Annotated in this window: 18 protein-coding genes; 3 read left to right on the top strand and 15 right to left on the bottom strand. The window is 55.8% G+C overall.

Annotation, left to right across the window (positions count from 1 at the left end; genetic code table 11):
* Window positions 1–2 precede the first annotated feature (2 nt).
* The 4 genes from aphA to dnaB all read right to left on the bottom strand — a co-directional run bounded on the left by aphA (window position 3) and on the right by dnaB (window position 4796).
* Window positions 3–716: an acid phosphatase AphA gene (gene aphA, locus ACWKXX_RS19340; RefSeq protein WP_015570184.1), complete on the bottom strand. Its 714-nt coding sequence runs from the start codon at window positions 714–716 to the stop codon at window positions 3–5.
* A gap of 268 nt (window positions 717–984) precedes the next feature.
* Complete coding sequence (tyrB, locus tag ACWKXX_RS19345; protein ID WP_045141432.1) at window positions 985–2178, bottom strand: aromatic amino acid transaminase; 1194 nt, start codon at window positions 2176–2178, stop codon at window positions 985–987.
* A gap of 109 nt (window positions 2179–2287) precedes the next feature.
* On the bottom strand, window positions 2288–3367 hold the full coding sequence (alr, locus tag ACWKXX_RS19350) for an alanine racemase (RefSeq protein WP_032652211.1): 1080 nt from the start codon (window positions 3365–3367) through the stop codon (window positions 2288–2290).
* Window positions 3368–3383: 16 nt separating this feature from the next.
* The gene (gene dnaB, locus ACWKXX_RS19355; protein WP_003860298.1) at window positions 3384–4796 is read right to left on the bottom strand and encodes a replicative DNA helicase; all 1413 of its coding nucleotides are present in this window, start codon (window positions 4794–4796) and stop codon (window positions 3384–3386) included.
* 60 nt (window positions 4797–4856) lie between these two features.
* On the opposite strand from dnaB, the gene ACWKXX_RS19360 reads away from it, so the two are divergent.
* On the top strand, window positions 4857–5840 hold the full coding sequence (locus ACWKXX_RS19360; RefSeq protein WP_261665805.1) for a quinone oxidoreductase: 984 nt from the start codon (window positions 4857–4859) through the stop codon (window positions 5838–5840).
* A 184-nt stretch (window positions 5841–6024) separates the two neighbouring features.
* On the opposite strand, the gene pspG is transcribed toward ACWKXX_RS19360, so the two are convergent.
* The 4 genes from pspG to ACWKXX_RS19380 all read right to left on the bottom strand — a co-directional run bounded on the left by pspG (window position 6025) and on the right by ACWKXX_RS19380 (window position 9449).
* Window positions 6025–6267 (bottom strand): envelope stress response protein PspG, encoded by a 243-nt coding sequence (gene pspG / locus ACWKXX_RS19365; protein ID WP_261665806.1) that lies wholly within the window; start codon window positions 6265–6267, stop codon window positions 6025–6027.
* A gap of 136 nt (window positions 6268–6403) precedes the next feature.
* A complete protein-coding gene (gene dusA / locus ACWKXX_RS19370; RefSeq protein WP_090281127.1) occupies window positions 6404–7399 on the bottom strand; it encodes a tRNA dihydrouridine(20/20a) synthase DusA in 996 nt (331 codons plus the stop codon).
* 82 nt (window positions 7400–7481) lie between these two features.
* Window positions 7482–8768 (bottom strand): conjugal transfer protein TraF, encoded by a 1287-nt coding sequence (traF, locus tag ACWKXX_RS19375; RefSeq protein ID WP_176601513.1) that lies wholly within the window; start codon window positions 8766–8768, stop codon window positions 7482–7484.
* A 192-nt stretch (window positions 8769–8960) separates the two neighbouring features.
* The gene (locus ACWKXX_RS19380; RefSeq protein WP_062933779.1) at window positions 8961–9449 is read right to left on the bottom strand and encodes a cupin domain-containing protein; all 489 of its coding nucleotides are present in this window, start codon (window positions 9447–9449) and stop codon (window positions 8961–8963) included.
* Between the two features lie 117 nt (window positions 9450–9566).
* On the opposite strand from ACWKXX_RS19380, the gene zur reads away from it, so the two are divergent.
* Window positions 9567–10079, top strand: coding sequence for a zinc uptake transcriptional repressor Zur (zur, locus tag ACWKXX_RS19385; protein ID WP_062933766.1), 513 nt, complete (start codon window positions 9567–9569; stop codon window positions 10077–10079).
* A 47-nt stretch (window positions 10080–10126) separates the two neighbouring features.
* On the opposite strand, the gene ACWKXX_RS19390 is transcribed toward zur, so the two are convergent.
* The 4 genes from ACWKXX_RS19390 to ACWKXX_RS19405 form a co-directional block, all read right to left on the bottom strand.
* Window positions 10127–10336, bottom strand: a complete 210-nt coding sequence (locus tag ACWKXX_RS19390; protein WP_003860314.1) for a CsbD family protein — start codon at window positions 10334–10336, stop codon at window positions 10127–10129.
* A 119-nt stretch (window positions 10337–10455) separates the two neighbouring features.
* A complete protein-coding gene (gene dinF, locus ACWKXX_RS19395; RefSeq protein WP_261665808.1) occupies window positions 10456–11793 on the bottom strand; it encodes an MATE family efflux transporter DinF in 1338 nt (445 codons plus the stop codon).
* A 63-nt stretch (window positions 11794–11856) separates the two neighbouring features.
* Window positions 11857–12465, bottom strand: coding sequence for a transcriptional repressor LexA (gene lexA / locus ACWKXX_RS19400; RefSeq protein WP_003860318.1), 609 nt, complete (start codon window positions 12463–12465; stop codon window positions 11857–11859).
* A 108-nt stretch (window positions 12466–12573) separates the two neighbouring features.
* Window positions 12574–12942, bottom strand: a complete 369-nt coding sequence (locus tag ACWKXX_RS19405; RefSeq protein ID WP_017382619.1) for a diacylglycerol kinase — start codon at window positions 12940–12942, stop codon at window positions 12574–12576.
* Between the two features lie 154 nt (window positions 12943–13096).
* Here ACWKXX_RS19405 and plsB point away from each other — a divergent pair, with 154 nt between their 5' ends.
* On the top strand, window positions 13097–15517 hold the full coding sequence (plsB, locus tag ACWKXX_RS19410; RefSeq protein ID WP_261665809.1) for a glycerol-3-phosphate 1-O-acyltransferase PlsB: 2421 nt from the start codon (window positions 13097–13099) through the stop codon (window positions 15515–15517).
* A 92-nt stretch (window positions 15518–15609) separates the two neighbouring features.
* On the opposite strand, the gene ubiA is transcribed toward plsB, so the two are convergent.
* The 3 genes from ubiA to malM all read right to left on the bottom strand — a co-directional run bounded on the left by ubiA (window position 15610) and on the right by malM (window position 18097).
* Window positions 15610–16476, bottom strand: coding sequence for a 4-hydroxybenzoate octaprenyltransferase (ubiA, locus tag ACWKXX_RS19415; protein WP_015570176.1), 867 nt, complete (start codon window positions 16474–16476; stop codon window positions 15610–15612).
* 12 nt (window positions 16477–16488) lie between these two features.
* On the bottom strand, window positions 16489–16986 hold the full coding sequence (ubiC, locus tag ACWKXX_RS19420) for a chorismate lyase (RefSeq protein WP_015570175.1): 498 nt from the start codon (window positions 16984–16986) through the stop codon (window positions 16489–16491).
* 172 nt (window positions 16987–17158) lie between these two features.
* Window positions 17159–18097: a maltose operon protein MalM gene (gene malM, locus ACWKXX_RS19425; RefSeq protein WP_015570172.1), complete on the bottom strand. Its 939-nt coding sequence runs from the start codon at window positions 18095–18097 to the stop codon at window positions 17159–17161.
* Window positions 18098–18116 lie beyond the last annotated feature (19 nt).

An 18116-nucleotide genomic window follows, 5' to 3' on the forward strand; every position in this document is an offset into this window, starting at 1 on the left:
CGTCAGTATTCAGAGTTAACGATCACCTCTTCACCAAATTTTCCGGCCATCGGCAGCGGTCGGTAGGTGGAGTTCGAGGCGCGTAACACCCTGATGCCTCTGGCTCCCACGTCTTGCGCCGCGGTGATGTCGTTATCTGAATCCCCGTAGAACACTTTGATATTTTTCTTTTCCAGCCACTGGGTTTTGGTGTTTTGCCCTTCGTGGTCCCCGGCAAAAATGACCGGGTTCATGCTGGCCGCCGGGATCAGGAAATCATCCTGTAGCGTTTTCGAGACGGTTTCGGTTTTGGTCTGGCTACGTCCGGTCACGAAGTAAATGCTGTCGCCGCGCTTTACGTGCATGGCGATCAGCGCGCGGGCAACCTCTTTCGGGATACTGAACTCATCCCAGCCGTTGTTCATCTTTTCCCAGAATTCCGGGTTTTTCAGATAGGCTTCGCTGTCCGGGGAGTACGTTTTTTTGCCGCGCCAGAAACCGGGGCTGGAGAAGAGAACGGTATCGTCAATATCGAAGCCCACGGCTATCGGCGGGCGACCCGTCAGGCTATTTTCGATTTGTGCCACTGAAACCCAGTGAATGGGGGCCTGTTCGGCAAGAATGGCGGCGGTGGTGCCGGTGTAAAGCGGCGTGGGTGCAGAAGCCCGTGCAACAACGGCGCTATTAAGCGAGAACAATAAGCAGGCGGCGCTGAGCGCCAGTGTGATCTTGCGCATATTTTCCCCTGAATATTCAGTTTGTTACCTTTTTATTTTGAGCGGATGGTCAAAAAACTATCCGACCATAACCCCAGCGGTAGGGGAAGGAAAGGAGTTTTTACTTATGGGGCTGAATAAAAAGAAGACGATCACAAAGCGCAGAAGAAACGTGTAGGTCCGGTAAGCGAAGCGCCACCGGGCAATGACTGGCACCGACGCGAACAAAAAAGCCGGGTGGCGGCTACGCCTTACCCGGCCTACATACAGTATGCAAGTAAGTGAATGCTTACATTACGGATGCAAACGCCTGCGCCACGCGCTGGACATTGCTGGCATTCAGACCCGCCACGCACATACGGCCGCTGGCGATCAGGTAGACACCGAACTCTTCGCGCAGGCGATCGACCTGCGCTGCGCTCAGTCCGGTGTAGCTGAACATCCCGCGTTGCTTGAGAAGATAATCAAAGTTATGCCCAGGCACGGCCTCTTTCAGGACGTTAACCAGCTCCTGACGCATCGACAGGATGCGCTTACGCATCGCTTCCACTTCCGCAAGCCAGGACGCTTTCAGCGTTTCGTCACCGAGAACTGTCGCCACCACCTGCGCACCAAAGTTCGGCGGGCTGGAGTAGATCCGGCGGACCGTCGCTTTCAGCTGACCGAGTACGCGTCCCGCGGCTTCGGCGTCTTCACACACCACGGACAGGCCGCCAACGCGCTCGCCGTACAGGGAGAAGATTTTTGAGAACGAGTTGCTGACCAGAGCGGGAAGCCCCGCGCTGGCAATCGCGCGAATGGCGTAGGCGTCTTCCTGCATGCCCGCGCCAAAGCCCTGATAGGCGATGTCGAGGAACGGGATCAGGTTACGCGCCTTCAGTATCTCGATCACCGCATCCCACTGGGCATTGGTGAGGTCCGCACCGGTCGGATTATGGCAGCACGGATGCAGCAATACGATACTGCGCTCCGGCAGGGTGTTCAGTTTTTCCAGCAGCGCATCAACGCGCACGCCGTTGGTTTCGCTGTCGAACCACGGATAGGTCGCCACCTTAAAGCCCGCGCCCTCGAAGATCGCAACGTGGTTTTCCCACGTCGGGTCGCTGACCCACACGCCGGAATCCGGGAAGTACTTTTTCAGGAAATCTGCGCCTACCTTTAGCGCACCCGAGCCACCCAGCGTCTGGATAGTCGCCACGCGCTTTTGCGCGAGCACCGCGTGGTCCGCACCAAACAGCAGCGGCGCGATAGTGTTGCGGTAGGTGTTTAATCCTTCCATCGGCAGATAAAGCGAAGCACCGTGCGGGGTTGCGTTCAGACGCGCTTCAGCTTCGGCAACGGCTTTCAACTGAGGAATGATGCCGTCTTCGTTGTAGTAAAGACCAATGCTGAGGTTCACTTTGTCGCTGCGAGGATCTTCTTTGAAACGCTCCATCAAGGAGAGGATAGGGTCGCCGGCGTAGGCGTCTACTTTCTGAAACACGCGATGTTCTCCGGATTATTATGAGGCAGGGCATTCAACAATAAACCGGAAGCGGAAGAAGATCGAGGGGATGTTAACAGAAGCGGGATGCATCTCATCCCGCTCATGCTTAGTCGACGTATTTCATTGCGACCCTTGAGGTAAGGCGCGTGATAAGTTCGTAAGCACTCACTTTTGTTATTTCAGCAATACGCTCTACCGGCAGGCCTTCACCCCACATCACCGCATCGTCCCCCGCTTTATCCTGCGCGTCGGGCCCAAGATCAACACAAATCATGTCCATCGCCACGCGACCGACAATCTTGACTTCGCGTCCATTGACCAGCACCGGCGTCCCCGTTGGCGCGGCGCGGGGATAGCCGTCGCCGTAACCCATCGCCACCACGCCAAGACGCGTGTCGTGCTCGCTGGTCCAGGTGCCGCCGTAACCCACCGGCTCTCCCGCTTTGTGCTCACGCACGGCAATCAGCTTTGAAACCAGCGACATAACCGGCTTAAAGCCAAAGTCCGGCCCCCAGGGTTTGTTCTCCAGCGGCGAAACGCCATAAAGAATGATGCCCGGACGCGCCCAGTCGAAGTGCGACTGCGGCCATAGCAGGATCCCGCCGGACGCCGCAATGGAGCGCATCCCCGGTTTGCCTTCGCAGAAGGTGTTGAAGATATCAAGCTGCTGTTCCGTTGCGCCGCATTCAGGCTCATCGGCGCGGGCAAAGTGGCTGACGATATTCACTGGCTGACGCACATTTTTGCACTGACTCAGACGCTGATAAAACGCCTCCGCGCTTTCCGGCCGCACGCCCAGACGGTGCATGCCCGTGTCGAGCTTCATCCAGACGGTGACCGGCTCGCTCAGTTCAGCCGTTTCCAGCGCGGCCAGCTGTTCTTCGTTATGCACCGCCGTGTGCAGGTGCTGATCGGCAATGGTCGGCAGGTCCGAGGCTTCAAAAAAGCCTTCCAGGAGCAGTATCGGTTGCGTAATTCCACCTGCGCGCAGGTGGAGAGCTTCTTCGAGACGGGCGACGCCAAAAGCGTCGGCATCGGGGAGCGTTCGCGCGGTCTCAAGAAGACCGTGTCCGTAAGCGTTCGCTTTCACGACTGCAACGAGCTTACTGGCGGGCGCCAGTTCTCGCAGACGTTGCAGGTTGTGTCGCAGAGCGCGGCGGTTAATCACAACAGTTGCCGCTTGCATTTGAATTCCTTAGAAATTACTCATCATCATATTGAGGACCGGCATAGTTGTCGAAACGCGACCACTGGCCGTTAAAGGTCAGACGTACCGTACCGATGGGGCCGTTACGTTGCTTACCAATAATAATTTCGGCGATCCCTTTCAGATCGCTGTTCTCGTGATAAACCTCATCACGGTAGATGAACATGATTAAGTCGGCATCCTGCTCGATGGAGCCGGATTCACGCAGGTCGGAGTTGACCGGGCGCTTGTCTGCACGTTGTTCCAGAGAGCGGTTAAGCTGCGACAGCGCCACCACCGGCACGTGCAGCTCTTTGGCTAACGCCTTGAGCGAGCGAGAAATCTCGGCAATCTCCAGCGTACGGTTGTCGGAAAGCGACGGGACGCGCATCAGCTGAAGGTAGTCGATCATGATGAGGCCGATGCCACCGTGTTCACGGGCGATACGGCGCGCGCGGGAGCGCACTTCCGTCGGCGTCAGGCCGGAGGAGTCATCGATATAGATGTTCCGTTTTTCCAGCAAAATCCCCATGGTGCCGGAGATCCGCGCCCAGTCCTCATCGTCCAGCTGACCGGTACGGATGCGGGTCTGATCCACGCGCGACAGGGACGCCAGAGAACGCATCATGATCTGTTCAGAGGGCATCTCAAGACTGAAGATAAGCACCGGCTTATCCTGCAACATCGCCGCGTTTTCGACGAGGTTCATCGCAAATGTCGTTTTACCCATCGACGGACGCGCCGCGACGATAATCAAATCCGATGGCTGAAGACCTGCCGTTTTCTTGTTGAGATCGTCATAACCGGTGTTCACCCCCGTCACGCCATCGTGCGGCTGCTGGAAAAGCTGCTCAATACGCGCAACGGTGGCGTCGAGCACGTCAGCGATATTTTTCGGGCCTTCGTCTTTGTTCGCACGGCTTTCGGCGATCTTAAAGACGCGGGATTCCGCCAGGTCGAGCAGATCTTCGCTGGTGCGCCCCTGGGGATCGAAACCGGCCTCGGCGATCTCATTCGCCACCGAGATCATCTCGCGGACAACGGCACGTTCACGGACGATATCAGCGTAAGCGCTGATGTTCGCGGCACTTGGCGTGTTTTTTGACAGTTCCGCCAGATAGGCAAACCCGCCGACGCTGTCGAGCTGACCCAGACGCTCCAGCGATTCTGCGAGCGTAATCAGGTCAATCGGGCTGCCCGACTCCTGCAACCGCGCCATTTCCGTAAAGATGTGGCGGTGGGGGCGGGTATAGAAGTCTTCCGCGACAACGCGCTCGGCGACGTCGTCCCAGCGTTCGTTATCCAGCATTAAACCGCCCAACACCGACTGTTCCGCTTCAATCGAGTGCGGCGGGACTTTTAACCCGGCGACCTGATAATCACGCTCACGAGGTTCAGTCTGTTTGTTGAAGGGTTTGTTTCCTGCCATAGTGAATGGAGTTACCGAGATAAAGAGTGGGTCGAAAGATTACCACATTCTGGAGGAAGCATGGCAACACGTATTGAATTTCACAAGCATGGTGGCCCTGACGTACTCAAAGCGGTGGAATTTACCCCCGCTGCGCCTGGCGAGAACGAAATCCAGGTGGAAAACAAAGCGATCGGCATTAACTACATCGATACCTATATTCGCGGCGGCCTCTATCCGCCTCCGTCGATGCCGAGCGGACTGGGCACCGAGGCGGCCGGTATCGTCAGCAAAGTGGGCAGCGCGGTTAAGCACATTAAGGAAGGCGATCGCGTGGTGTACGCGCAGTCGGCGCTGGGCGCTTACAGCACCATCCATAACGTTCCGGCCGAGAAAGCGGCGCTTCTGCCAAATGCGATCAGCTTCGAGCAGGCTGCCGCCTCATTCCTGAAAGGGCTGACGGTCTATTATCTGCTGCGCAAAACCTACGAAATTAAGCCTGACGAGCAATTTCTGTTTCACGCAGCCGCAGGTGGCGTGGGGCTGATTGCCTGCCAGTGGGCGAAAGCCCTGGGCGCGAAGCTGATCGGCACCACAGGCAGCGCGCAAAAAGCGCAGCGCGCGCTGGACGCGGGCGCATGGCAGGTGATCAACTACCGGGAAGAGAGCATCGTTGAGCGGCTGAAAGAGATCACTGCCGGCAAAAAGGTCCGCGTGGTGTATGACTCGGTGGGGAAAGACACCTGGGAATCTTCGCTGGACTGCCTGCAACGTCGCGGGCTAATGGTGAGCTTCGGTAACGCCTCCGGGGCTGTCACCGGCGTCAATCTGGGCATTCTGAATCAGAAAGGGTCGCTGTACGTCACTCGCCCCTCCCTGCAAGGTTACATCACCAACCGGGAAGAACTGGAGGAAGCCAGCAACGAGTTGTTCTCGCTGATCGCCAGTGGGGTGATTAAAGTGGATGTGGCTGAGGCGCAGAAATATCCGCTAACCGATGCGCAGCGCGCGCATGAGGTGCTGGAGAGCCGGGCAACGCAGGGATCAAGTCTGTTAATTCCCTGAGCCATAAAAAGAAATTGGGCTTCCCGTGGGAAGCCCTTTCTTTTTTTAGTTCGGCTGTATGTAGGGTACAGCTCGATGAATTCTTTAGCGGCAGCCATAGTGACAGATTCGATAAGTAAATCCTATTCTGTTCTAAGGATTGCTGCCGGAAAAGTTGCAGGTATGTGACGTACCCCTCAATACCTTAGTAACGGAAGCGGTTATTACGCTGATAAGTGGGCAGTTTTGGCGATTTAATCGTCCGTATCGCCCATACCACCGCAATCGCCAGAAGTAACCACGGCAAGAGTTTAATCGTCAGGGCAAATAAACCACCGACAAACATCACCACCGTGGCCACAACGAGCGCGGCCAGAATACCGAGCAGCGACACGCCCGTGACCATCAGCATGATAAAGAAGCCAATCACAAAAAGTAGTTCCAGCATGGTGCTCTCCCACGAGTTCCCGAATGATGCTGCGATCATTACAAGAAGCATGCCAAAAATAAGTCGTTGTTCTGAAAGCAAAACGCCCCGCAATGTCTTGCAGGGCGTGGCGTATTTGACCATCTTTTAGCGAAATTTAACGTTTATCCGCAACCAGACGCAGCGCGTGTTCCAGGACCTCAATATCCGCACCGGCTTTATGCGCGTTCTCGCTGAGATAACGACGCCACTGGCGCGCGCCAGGAATGCCCTGGAACAGGCCAAGCATATGGCGGGTAATGTGGCCCAGATAGGTACCATTACTCAGCTCGCGCTCAATGTACGGATACATGGCGCGCACTACCGCCACGGGATCGGTGTCAGCACCGTCAACGCCAAAGATTTCCCGGTCAACCGTCGCCAGAATGCCCGGATTTTGATACGCCTCGCGTCCGACCATCACGCCATCCATATGTTCGAGATGCGCTTTGGCCTCGTCCAGCGACGTAATACCGCCGTTGATCGACATGGTCAGGTGCGGGAAGTCGCGTTTCAGCTGGTACACGCGCGGGTAGTCCAGCGGCGGGATCTCGCGGTTTTCTTTCGGGCTGAGGCCAGAGAGCCAGGCTTTACGGGCGTGGATGATAAACATCTCGCATTCACCCTTCCCTGATACCGTGTTGATGAAATCACACAGAAACTCGTAGCTGTCCTGGTCGTCTATGCCGATACGGGTTTTGACCGTGACCGGGATAGAGACGACGTCGCGCATCGCTTTGATGCAGTCCGCCACCAGGTGTGCATTCCCCATCAGACACGCGCCGAACATACCGTTTTGCACTCGGTCGGACGGGCAACCGACGTTGAGGTTAATCTCGTCATAGCCGCGTTCTTCAGCCAGCTTCGCGCACTGCGCCAGCGCAGCCGGATCGCTGCCGCCCAGTTGCAGCGCAACCGGATGCTCCTCTTCGCTGTACGCCAGATAATCGCCCTTGCCGTGAATAATTGCGCCGGTAGTGACCATTTCGGTGTACAGCAGCGTATGGCGGGAGAGCTGGCGCAGGAAATAGCGGCAGTGTCTGTCCGTCCAGTCGAGCATTGGCGCAATGGAGAAACGGTGTGCAGAGAAAGCGGTCTGGAATTCTGACGACATGGCGAATTTTTAAGCATCTGGTGGAAAAGGGGCGCTACTATAGCACAAAGAAAAGCCGGAGGCGCAGCGCCTCCGGTGTACTTTAGAACGTCATGCTCAACTGTGCCCCTGCGCCCCAGGTCTCGTCTTCGCCATAAAGCCCCATCAGGTCAACATGGACGGAGTTGAACGGCGCGAAACCGACACCGCCGGTAAAGACGTTGCTGTCGTTCCCTTTCATATCCGCACGATAACCGGCGCGTACTGCCAGCCAGCTCAGTGGCGTGACTTCGGCACCGACGCCAACGTACTGGGAGGTGTCTTCGCTTTTAAAGCCCTTGGTTTCGGTCAGATCGCCGTCTGCGGTCAGCGTGACCAGATCGTTGTGCCAGGCGGCCCCGGCAGTGACCAGCGGACGGATCTGATAAGTGTCTTTATAACTCACCACCTCTCCCGTGCGCCCGTTGCGGATGCGGATATCTTTGGTATCGATATCGCGCGACATCAGGTTTTGCCCGCTCACGCCGACCGTCCAGTTTTCACCGAAATCAGCAGCAATACCGGCATCGACGTTGAAGCCAGTGTCGTCGGTACGATAGCGGCTGTCGTTCCACTTATTACTGTCGTAATCGTAGATTGACGTGGTGTAGTTATAGAGCCAGGTTTTTTGCAGCTTTGGCGTGACGCCAACGGAAACCGGAACGCCGCCAAGATCGAACTGACGGGCCACCGCAATACCGTAGTCGGACACAATCGCCGCCCGACCAGACGCCGTAGAGTTAAGGTTTTTGGTGATCTGATCGGTACCGTTTAGCGCGGCATCCAGCGCCACACCGGCAGCCACCGCATCGCTTCGTTGTATACCGCGCAGATAATCAATGTCCTGCTGATCGATTGAAGAGCTGACCCGGCCATGGGCATAGCCTTTTGCCATAAAGGCCACGGAAAGAACATCGTTAGGGATACTGACGGCAATCCCCGCCCCTGCGGTGGCGTGTGCGGTCTTGCCTTTCAGGTAGTCCAGTTCATCAGCGAGATCTTTCGCTGCGCCCTGGAACTGATTGATCGAACCTAATGGATTGGTGATAACTTCAATGGGGGTCAGACTATCAACCACATCCTTGTAATGATTGATTTTGTCGTTAATGGTATCAATCTCGTCCTGAAGATTGTCTTCATCGGTCACCTGCACGCCAACGGACGGCAAAATGACCGTCACATCATCCTCTGGCTTAGATTTTGCCAGTAACGCGGGGTTGATTAACGCCCCGCTGCCATAGCTCCCTGCCGCGACACCCGTTCCGCCCATTGCGTCGCTACGCGCTTCCGTCCAGGTATTGGCTGCTCCCGCCTGATTTGCCATAAAAAAGGAGACAGCGATGCTAACCATCGAAAATTTAAAATGTTTTTTCACAGTGTGCTCGTAAATAGTTTGTTATTAGTTAACCCTGTCTGTTATCACCCAAACAGGAACGAACTATTGCTGTGAATAAGTGCAAAAAGACCCGCTATTTCCTTAAGTTAAATTCCATCCCGGCCTGTTGTAATATGTGACGACCATCAATATTTATAGAAGAGGAAATTATTTTCGCCCAGGTTTTCCATCGTGCGGCCCAAAAAACTGAGGCGGATGGTCGACCCAGCGGTCTTCGCGCGTCGCGGCATACACCGGATTGAGCGGATAGTAGATGCGGTTATGTTTTTTATTGGCCTCACCCACCACCAGCAGGCGCACCTCTTCATCGGTATTGTTGATAAAGGTGTGACACACGCCCGTCCCGGCAGGAAATCCCACGCTGTCTCCGGGTTCGAGCTTCCATAAATAGCCATTGATCCAGGCCTCAGGGTAACCCTCCAGAACGTAAACAAACTCCTCTTCGTCGCTTTCCGCATGCGGATAAGACGTACGGCGTCCGGGTGGCAGCCGTTCATGGTGAATACCAATGCGGCCGAGACCCAGCCTGCGGGCCAGCGGCGCGCCAATAGAAAAACGTTCGTTGCTGTCAGGATACGTTGCGTCATCGGCGCCTTCCACGTCCCGCCAGTGCCGAATACAGTCAGGTCTTTTCATTTTGCGATCTCCCGATTTGCGATGCGTCAGGTATAGCACAGCCTGGGGGATCTCGGTGTTTTTAGCAGAACATGATAAAGTGAAGGTTTTCACCCCTTACCACATCCGAGGTGCCCGATGGACAAGTCCACAAAAGAGCTGTTAGCGCAAGCTGAAAAGCTGTGCGCGCAACGCAATGTGCGCCTGACCCCGCAGCGCCTTGAGGTACTGCGTCTGATGAGCCTGCAACAGGGCGCCATCAGCGCCTACGATCTGCTCGATCTGCTGCGTGAAAGCGAGCCGCAGGCAAAACCGCCGACCGTTTATCGGGCGCTGGATTTTCTGCTGGAGCAAGGGTTTGTGCATAAAGTGGAATCAACAAACAGCTATGTGCTGTGCCATCTTTTTGACCAGCCAACTCACACGTCCGCCATGTTTATCTGCGATCGCTGCGGTGTGGTGAAGGAAGAGGGTGCGGAAGGTGTGGAAGATATTATGCATACGCTGGCAGCCAGAATGGGCTTTGCGCTGCGCCATAACGTGATTGAAGCCCACGGCTTATGTTCTGCCTGCGTGGAGGTGGAGTCATGCCGTCATCAGGATGTCTGTCAGCACGATCACTCTATCCTGGTGAAGAAAAAGCCGCGTTAAAGCCAAAGAAAAAGGCGGCTCAGGGCCGCCCTTGGGGATAGTGCCGGTTACCAGCGGTAGTCGTTACGGGTTTCCCAGTCTTTGACTTCGTTTTCCGCCTGATCTTTTTCGTAACCGTAGCGCTCCTGGATTTTACCTACCAGCTGATCGCGCTTACCTTCAATGACGGTCATATCGTCATCTGTCAGCTTACCCCACTGTTCTTTCGCTTTACCTTTGAATTGCTTCCAGTTGCCGCCGATTTCGTCTTTATTCATAATCGTGTCCTCGTGTTCAGCGTCTATGAGTATCGCCCGCTACGTTCTTTTCTGCTGGACGTGATTATTATTGTAGTTAAGGATTCGGCAGTTGTTTTTATATTCGGAATCTTTAACCGTTACGATATATCGTGCGGGGCTGGAAACCAGGTATTGTTTCGCCAGTGACGATGCCAGATAACGGCCAGCGAAAGGCCACGCAGTGAGAGAAACACCGCCAGCGCCAGCCACAGACCATGATTACCGAGATACGGCAGGGTCAGCAGCGTCAGGCCGAACCCCGCCGCCGCCACGGCCATGCTGTTGCGCATCTCCGCCCCTCGCGTCGCACCAATAAACATGCCGTCCAGCAAATAGCACCACACGCCCACCACCGGTAATACTACCTGCCAGAGGATGTAGCGATCGGCCAGCTCACGTAGCGCGGGCAACGAGGTGAGTAGCGCGACAATATGCCCACCAAAACAGGCGTACACCAGTGCAAAGACCAGCGCTACCAGGCCCGCCTGACGACAGGCAGCACGCCAGATCTCACGTAACTGGCCGCTTTCACGCGCGCCATAGGCCTGCCCTGAATGCGCCTCCACGGCGTAAGCAAAACCATCCAGCGCGTAAGCGGTAAAGGTCAGTAATGTCATAAGCACTGCGTTGACGGCAACGATCTCAGGCCCAAGACGCGCACCAAAAACGGTTAATGCACCAAAGCAGAGTTGCAGCAGAAGCGAACGGAGCATGATGTCGCGATTAAGCGCCAGCAGCTTTCGAATGTTGCCGCGCCAGGCCGATTTCAGCAGATCCAGGGTGATACCGCGCATCGCCAGCACGCGCCAGACCATCCCCAAACCGATCAGCAGCGTACCGTACTCGGCAATCGCCGTGGCCAGCGCCGCGCCCCGGACGTTCATGTGCAGCCCCATCACCAGCCAGAGATCGAGCACAATGTTAAGCAGGTTGCCCACCACCAGCAGGATCACCGGCGCGCGGGCGTACTGCACGCCCAGCAGCCAGCCCAGCAGGACCAGGTTTGCCAGTGAAGCGGGCGCGCTGAGCCAGCGAATTTCGAGGAACCGCCGGGCCTGTTCCAGTACGGCATCGCTGCCGCCTACAATATGGAGCGCAAGATCAATCAGCGGCGTACGCAACAGAACGATTAACGCGCCGGCACCGAATGCCAGAATGAGCGGCTGAACCAGCGCACGCGCCAGACGCAGGGGATCTTTTGCACCATACGCCTGGGCCGTCAGGCCTGTCGTACTCATGCGCAGAAAAAGCAGCAGCATAAAGAGGAAGCTGGTCGCCGTTGCGCCGATCGCGACGCCGCCAAGATAAATCGGCGAATCGAGATGCCCGATAACCGCCGTATCCACCAGCCCCAGCAGAGGAACGGTAATATTGGAAAAAATCATCGGTAGCGCAAGACGCCACAACGCCTTATCGGCAGAAGTTAGCAATGCCATGGAAATTACCGGAATCAGAAAACAGGCCAGGCTGTAGAGGAACTACAGCCTGTCAGGAAGAGATTACAGCCATTCACCGTTGCGGATAACGCCGACCGCCAGCCCTTCAATAGAGAAGCTCTGCTCGCGGAGATCTACCACAATCGGGGAGAATTCATTGTTTTCAGGCAGAAGCTGCACGGTATTGCCTTGTTTTTTCAGGCGCTTAACCGTCACTTCATCATCAATGCGCGCCACCACGACTTGCCCGTTACGCACATCCTGCGTTTTGTGTACCGCCAGCAGATCGCCATCCAGAATACCGATATCTTTCATGGACATTCCGCTAACGCGCAGCAGGAAATCGGCGCTCGGCTTGAACATGCCTGGGTCAACCTGATAGTGCCCTTCGATGTGCTGCTGCGCCAGCAGAGGTTCACCTGCGGCAACGCGGCCCACCAGTGGAATACCGCTCTCTTCTTCCACAAGCAGACGAATGCCGCGTGAGGCGCCGGAAACAATCTCAATCACGCCCTTACGCGCCAGCGCTTTAAGGTGCTCTTCGGCAGCATTAGGAGAACGGAAGCCCAGACGCTGCGCAATTTCTGCACGCGTGGGTGGCATACCCGTCTGGCCGATATGATCCCGAATGAGATCAAACACCTCTTGCTGCCTGGTCGTTAACGCTTTCATACCGCCCCCTGGGTGTATATACAGTTATGCTGTGAGTATATACAGTCAAAGGCGATTTTGGAACCAAAAACTGCACAAAAAACCAGGGACTTAATTATTCCTCGAGGCTCATCGGAAATGCGACCAAAGCAGCGTGACCCAGGTGATCGCCGCAGTGATAATCGCCAGCAGTACGGCAGCGGAACCCATGTCTTTCGCCCGGCCAGACAGTTCATGGAATTCCGACCCGATTCGATCAACTACGGCCTCAATAGCGCTATTCAGAATTTCCACTATCATCACCAGAAGGACAGATCCGATGAGCAGTACGCGGGTGATAGCATCAACATCAAGGAAGCAGGCGATGACAACGGCAACGATTGCGGCAACCGCTTCCTGGCGGAAAGCGGCTTCATTAACCCATGCCGCGCGGAAACCTTTCCATGAATAACCGGCAGCTTTAATGATTCGAGTTAACCCAGTGGTATTATTGGCCATTAAAAGAACCTTTTATGATAAATAGCGTCTGTAACTAAAGCCGCAGCGCGTTTTGCTGCAACCTGAAGTATGACGGGTAACAACAGAAATTTTGCGCGCTTTCTGTTATCCTTGCGCCGCAATTGCATTATTAACCAGAGGCTTTACATCGTTTATGTCCGGCTGGCCACGAATTTACTACAAATTACTTAATTTACCATTAAGCGTCCTGGTAAAAAGTAAGTCTATCCCAGCAGAACCTGCGCTGGAATTAGGGCTCGATACGTCGCGCCCTATTATGTACGTTTTGCCTTATAACTCGAAGGCAGACCTGCTGACGCTTCGCGCTCAATGTCTGGCGCACGATTTACCTGACCCGCTTGAACCGCTGGAAGTCGACGGTACGCTGCTGCCGCGCTACGTGTTCATCCATGGCGGGCCGCGCGTGTTCACCTATTACACGCCGAAAGAAGAGTCCATTAAGCTGTTCCATGATTACCTCGATCTGCACCGCAGCAACCCCGATCTGGACGTGCAGATGGTGCCGGTGTCGGTGATGTTTGGCCGTCGTCCGGGGCGCGAAAAAGGGGAAGAGAACCCGCCGCTGCGTATGCTCAACGGCATTCAGAAGTTCTTCGCCGTCTCCTGGCTGGGACGCGACAGCTTTGTCCGCTTCTCACCTTCCGTTTCACTGCGCCGCATGGCGGATGAACACGGCACTGACAAAATCATTGCGCAAAAGCTGGCGCGCGTTGCGCGTATGCACTTTGCACGTCAGCGTCTGGCGGCCGTTGGACCACGTCTCCCGGCACGTCAGGATCTGTTCAACAAGCTGCTGGCTTCCAAAGCGATTGCCCGTGCCGTAGAAGACGAAGCGCGCAGCAAGAAAATTTCGCACGAGAAAGCGCAGCAGAACGCGATAGCGCTGATGGAAGAGATCGCCGCGAATTTCTCCTACGAGATGATTCGCCTCTCTGACCGTATCCTTGGCTTCACGTGGAACCGCCTCTATCAGGGGATTAACGTCCACAACGCCGAGCGCGTACGTCAGTTAGCGCACGACGGCCACGAGATTGTCTATGTGCCCTGCCACCGCAGCCACATGGACTACCTGTTGCTCTCTTACGTGCTCTATCACCAGGGTCTGGTGCCGCCGCATATTGCTGCCGGTATCAACCTGAACTTCTGGCCAGCAGGCCCGATTTTCCGCCGTCTGGGTGCGTTCTTTATTCGTCGTACCTTCAAGGGTAACAAGCTTTACTCCACCGTCTTCAGGGAGTATCTGGGCGAGCTGTTCAGCCGCGGTTATTCCGTGGAGTACTTTGTTGAAGGCGGTCGCTCGCGTACCGGTCGTCTGCTCGATCCGAAGACCGGCACGCTGTCGATGACCATTCAGGCCATGCTGCGTGGCGGTACGCGTCCTATCACGCTGGTGCCTATTTACATCGGTTATGAACACGTGATGGAAGTGGGCACCTACGCGAAAGAGCTGCGCGGTGCGACCAAAGAGAAAGAGAGTCTGCCGCAGATGCTGCGTGGGCTGAGTAAACTGCGCAACCTCGGCCAGGGCTACGTGAACTTTGGTGAGCCCCTGCCGTTGATGACATATCTGAACCATCATGTTCCGGAGTGGCGCGAGTCTATCGATCCTATCGAAGCGGTACGTCCGGCCTGGCTGACGCCAACGGTCAACGGCATTGCATCCGAGCTGATGGTACGCATCAACAATGCTGGTGCGGCAAACGCCATGAACCTGTGTTGTACTGCGCTTCTGGCCTCCCGCCAGCGTTCACTGACCCGCGAACAGCTGACCGAGCAGATTGACTGCTACCTGGATATCATGCGCAACGTGCCGTATTCCGTTGATTCGACCGTGCCGTCTGCCACCGCCAGCGAGCTGATCGCTCACGCGTTGCAGATGAACAAGTTCGAAGTCGAGAAAGATACGATTGGTGACATCATCATTCTGCCGCGCGAGCAGGCCGTGCTGATGACCTACTACCGCAATAACATCACGCACATGCTGATGCTGCCGTCGCTGATGGCGGCCATTATTACCCAGCACCGCCGGATTTCGCGTCAGGAGCTGCTGCGCCATATTCAGGCCATCTACCCAATGCTGAAAGCGGAGCTGTTCCTGCGCTGGAGTAAGGATGAACTGGCGGCAGAGCTCGATAAAATGACGGCAGAGATGCATCGTCAGGGGCTGATTACCATCAGTGATGATGAACTGCATATCAATCCGTCACGTTCCCGTACCTTGCAGCTTCTGGCTTCCGGTGCGCGTGAGACGTTGCAGCGCTACGCCATTACCTTCTGGTTGCTGAGTGCAAATCCGTCCATCAACCGCGGTACGCTGGAAAAAGAGAGCCGGACGCTGGCCCAGCGCCTTTCCGTTCTGCATGGCATTAACGCCCCGGAATTCTTCGACAAAGCGGTATTCAGCTCCCTGGTGCTGACGCTGCGCGACGAAGGGTACATTAGCGATACGGGCGATGCCGAGCCGGAAGAGACGATGAAGGTTTACCAGATGCTGGCAGAGCTGATTACCGCGGATGTGCGTTTGACGATTGAGAGTTCGACGCAGGGCGAATGATGCTAAAGCCGGGTGGCGCTAACGCTTACCCGGCCTACATGTTCCGCTAAATCGTAGGCCGGGTAAGGCGAAGCCGCCACCCGGCTTTTTTATCACCAGTAACTCATCGCCAGGCCCAGAAACAGCACCAGCCCGACGTAGTTATTATTCAGAAACGCTTTAAAGCAGGCTTCACGCTCGCGCTTCGCGATCAGCTTCTGCTGATACGCAAACAGCAGCCCCGCCACCAGTACGGACCAGTAAAACTCCCAGTTCAGCCCGTTCAGGCGACCAATCGCCACCATCAGCGCCAGCACCGCCACCTGCAATATGCCGATGATAAGTTTGTCGTGACGACCAAACAGGATCGCCGTCGATTTGATGCCAATCTTGAGATCGTCATCGCGATCGACCATCGCGTATTGGGTATCGTACGCAACGGCCCAGAGAATATTCGCCAGGAACATCAGCCAGCAGCTGAGCGGAACGGACTCGCTGACCGCGGCAAACGCCATGGGAATCGACCAGCCAAATGCCGCACCCAATACCACCTGCGGCAGATGGGTGTATCGCTTCATGAACGGGTAAACCCAGGCCAGCGCCAGAGCAGCAACTGACAGCAGAATGGTCATGGTGTTAAGGGTTAACACCAGCATGAATGAGAGCAGCACCAGCACCACGAACAGAATGCGCGCCTCTTTCCCGGTCACCTGACCGCTCGGCAGAGGACGATTCGCGGTGCGCTTAACATGTCCATCAAATTTCCGGTCAGCATAGTCGTTAACCACACAGCCCGCAGCGCGCATCAGCCAGACGCCCGCCACAAACACCGCCAGGATCCACAGCGGCGGCACGCCCGGCGTGGCAACCCACAGCGCCCATAAGGTCGGCCACAGCAGCAGTAGCGCGCCAATGGGTTTATCAGTACGCATCAGGCGGTGATAGGCCAGCAGCTTATTCTGCGTCAGACTCCACTCCATTTTTTCTCCCTCTTAGTACAACGGCGATGCAGGCAAAAAGAGTTCCGTCAGTATTAACGGCTTGCCACTCAAACGAAGGCGGGAACGGCGCCCCCACAAATCGGCATCGCAACCAATTTCAATAAAATCACGGGTCAGTTCAGACGAGGTGAACAGATAGCGCCCCAGGGGCGTTTTGCCGAGGCGTTGCAATGCCAGCTCCGGCCCGGAAAGTGTAGACTCAGGAACCACCGTCCGCCCGGCAAGCCACGGCTCGCCATCGGCACACAGTAAAATTTCACGCAGCCAGTAGCGTTCTTCCTGCGGCAGCAGCGGCAGCTCGCTGGCAATCTCCGCAGGCGAGACAAACCCTTCCTGAATCATCGTCACCGTGACCGTTTTACCCTGTTGCTCAAAACGTTTTGTCATGGAATCTTCCAGCAGCAGCCAGTCCAGTTGCTCCGGGTCAAGCGCGGGTATTTGGTCGAAATAGCGTAGCGCACGCAGCTGCGTTAGCGCGGGGTGTGACATGCCAGACTCTCCGATACATAACGTAAAGGCATTGTATCGCAGATTGGCAAAATGAGGACGGACAAACCAAATTTAGCGATCACTATCGCAACAATGGTGCAACTTAGCCAAAAAAAGTGCGCCCGTGAAGGCGCACTAAACGACTAACAAAATCAGCACTGTGGGGAGACGGTTACCCCTTGCCTTTTACACTGCTGATAAAGGTGGAACGGGCAGTGGTTGAACCTAAACGCTCGGCTTCATCAAGCAGTTTCAGCGCTTTATCGACATCGCCGTTTTTAACCGCCTGCTTGATGGCGTTGTTAAAGTAAGTTTCAGTATCGTTAAGCACCGGCTCGGCTTTTTTCGCCGGGGCCGGAGCTGCGGCCGGTGCTGCGGCAGGCGCGGCATACACAGGCGCGGCAGTATTACCCACCGTTACCGGACCCGGGCCAGATGAGCCAAACAGCGGGCCTACGAGTACGCTGGAGGCGCTGTTGGTGGAGACTTTCAGCTTGATCAGACCATCGGTGGTATGACGGGCAAGCGGGTCCGGAATATCCGGAACAGAGTTCCCCGTGCCTTTCGCATAGGCTTTTGCCGGGTCAACAAGCTTCGTGGTTTGCTGCAAATCTTTTTCAGTCGTGAACACCAGAACATAAATCTTCTGCTGACCCAGGGCTGGTGTCAGGCGCATAACGCCTTCCAGCCGATCGGCGCTCATGACGCCAGGCTCCTGATAGCTGAAATAGTCGCTTGGGAAGAACGCGGATGGCGTCATGTTCTGATCGAGGATCAGCACGTTAGGCGCGAAGACGCTGGTCTGTTTATTGACTTCACTGGTCAATGTCAGGGTCAGCTCGCCGATATTCGCCGGCACGCTGAAAGCCGCAACCGGACCGCTGATACCCGGCACGTTCAGTGACTGGCCCCCCGCTGAAAGCTGGGTAGTTTGTGTTTTCGATTGATCAACTGGCGTCCACACCAGTTGCTGAAGTGCCGCAGCCGGAATAGCTGGCGCAGCGCTGGTATTTTGAGGAACAAAATTCACATCTGCAAAGGTGACCGCAGGCGCACAGGCCAACAGCCCCGCAGAGAGGCACAGCGCGACGAGACTTTTCTTCATTTTCATTGTTATTACCTCTGATAGC

Source organism: Enterobacter sp. UPMP2061 (assembly GCF_053709615.1).

What these genes read in the sequence shown, in the direction of transcription:
- aphA (WP_015570184.1), bottom strand. Translation starts at nt 716, where the DNA reads ATGCGCAAGATCACACTGGCGCTCAGCGCCGCCTGCTTATTGTTCTCG.
- ACWKXX_RS19405 (WP_017382619.1), bottom strand. Translation starts at nt 12,942, where the DNA reads ATGGCCAATAATACCACTGGGTTAACTCGAATCATTAAAGCTGCCGGT.
- malM (WP_015570172.1), bottom strand. Translation starts at nt 18,097, where the DNA reads ATGAAAATGAAGAAAAGTCTCGTCGCGCTGTGCCTCTCTGCGGGGCTG.
- traF (WP_176601513.1), bottom strand. Translation starts at nt 8,768, where the DNA reads ATGGTTAGCATCGCTGTCTCCTTTTTTATGGCAAATCAGGCGGGAGCA.
- lexA (WP_003860318.1), bottom strand. Translation starts at nt 12,465, where the DNA reads ATGAAAGCGTTAACGACCAGGCAGCAAGAGGTGTTTGATCTCATTCGG.
- plsB (WP_261665809.1), top strand. Translation starts at nt 13,097, where the DNA reads ATGTCCGGCTGGCCACGAATTTACTACAAATTACTTAATTTACCATTA.
- ACWKXX_RS19360 (WP_261665805.1), top strand. Translation starts at nt 4,857, where the DNA reads ATGGCAACACGTATTGAATTTCACAAGCATGGTGGCCCTGACGTACTC.
- ACWKXX_RS19390 (WP_003860314.1), bottom strand. Translation starts at nt 10,336, where the DNA reads ATGAATAAAGACGAAATCGGCGGCAACTGGAAGCAATTCAAAGGTAAA.
- zur (WP_062933766.1), top strand. Translation starts at nt 9,567, where the DNA reads ATGGACAAGTCCACAAAAGAGCTGTTAGCGCAAGCTGAAAAGCTGTGC.
- dinF (WP_261665808.1), bottom strand. Translation starts at nt 11,793, where the DNA reads ATGGCATTGCTAACTTCTGCCGATAAGGCGTTGTGGCGTCTTGCGCTA.
- ubiA (WP_015570176.1), bottom strand. Translation starts at nt 16,476, where the DNA reads ATGGAGTGGAGTCTGACGCAGAATAAGCTGCTGGCCTATCACCGCCTG.
- dusA (WP_090281127.1), bottom strand. Translation starts at nt 7,399, where the DNA reads ATGTCGTCAGAATTCCAGACCGCTTTCTCTGCACACCGTTTCTCCATT.
- ubiC (WP_015570175.1), bottom strand. Translation starts at nt 16,986, where the DNA reads ATGTCACACCCCGCGCTAACGCAGCTGCGTGCGCTACGCTATTTCGAC.
- alr (WP_032652211.1), bottom strand. Translation starts at nt 3,367, where the DNA reads ATGCAAGCGGCAACTGTTGTGATTAACCGCCGCGCTCTGCGACACAAC.
- ACWKXX_RS19380 (WP_062933779.1), bottom strand. Translation starts at nt 9,449, where the DNA reads ATGAAAAGACCTGACTGTATTCGGCACTGGCGGGACGTGGAAGGCGCC.
- pspG (WP_261665806.1), bottom strand. Translation starts at nt 6,267, where the DNA reads ATGCTGGAACTACTTTTTGTGATTGGCTTCTTTATCATGCTGATGGTC.
- dnaB (WP_003860298.1), bottom strand. Translation starts at nt 4,796, where the DNA reads ATGGCAGGAAACAAACCCTTCAACAAACAGACTGAACCTCGTGAGCGT.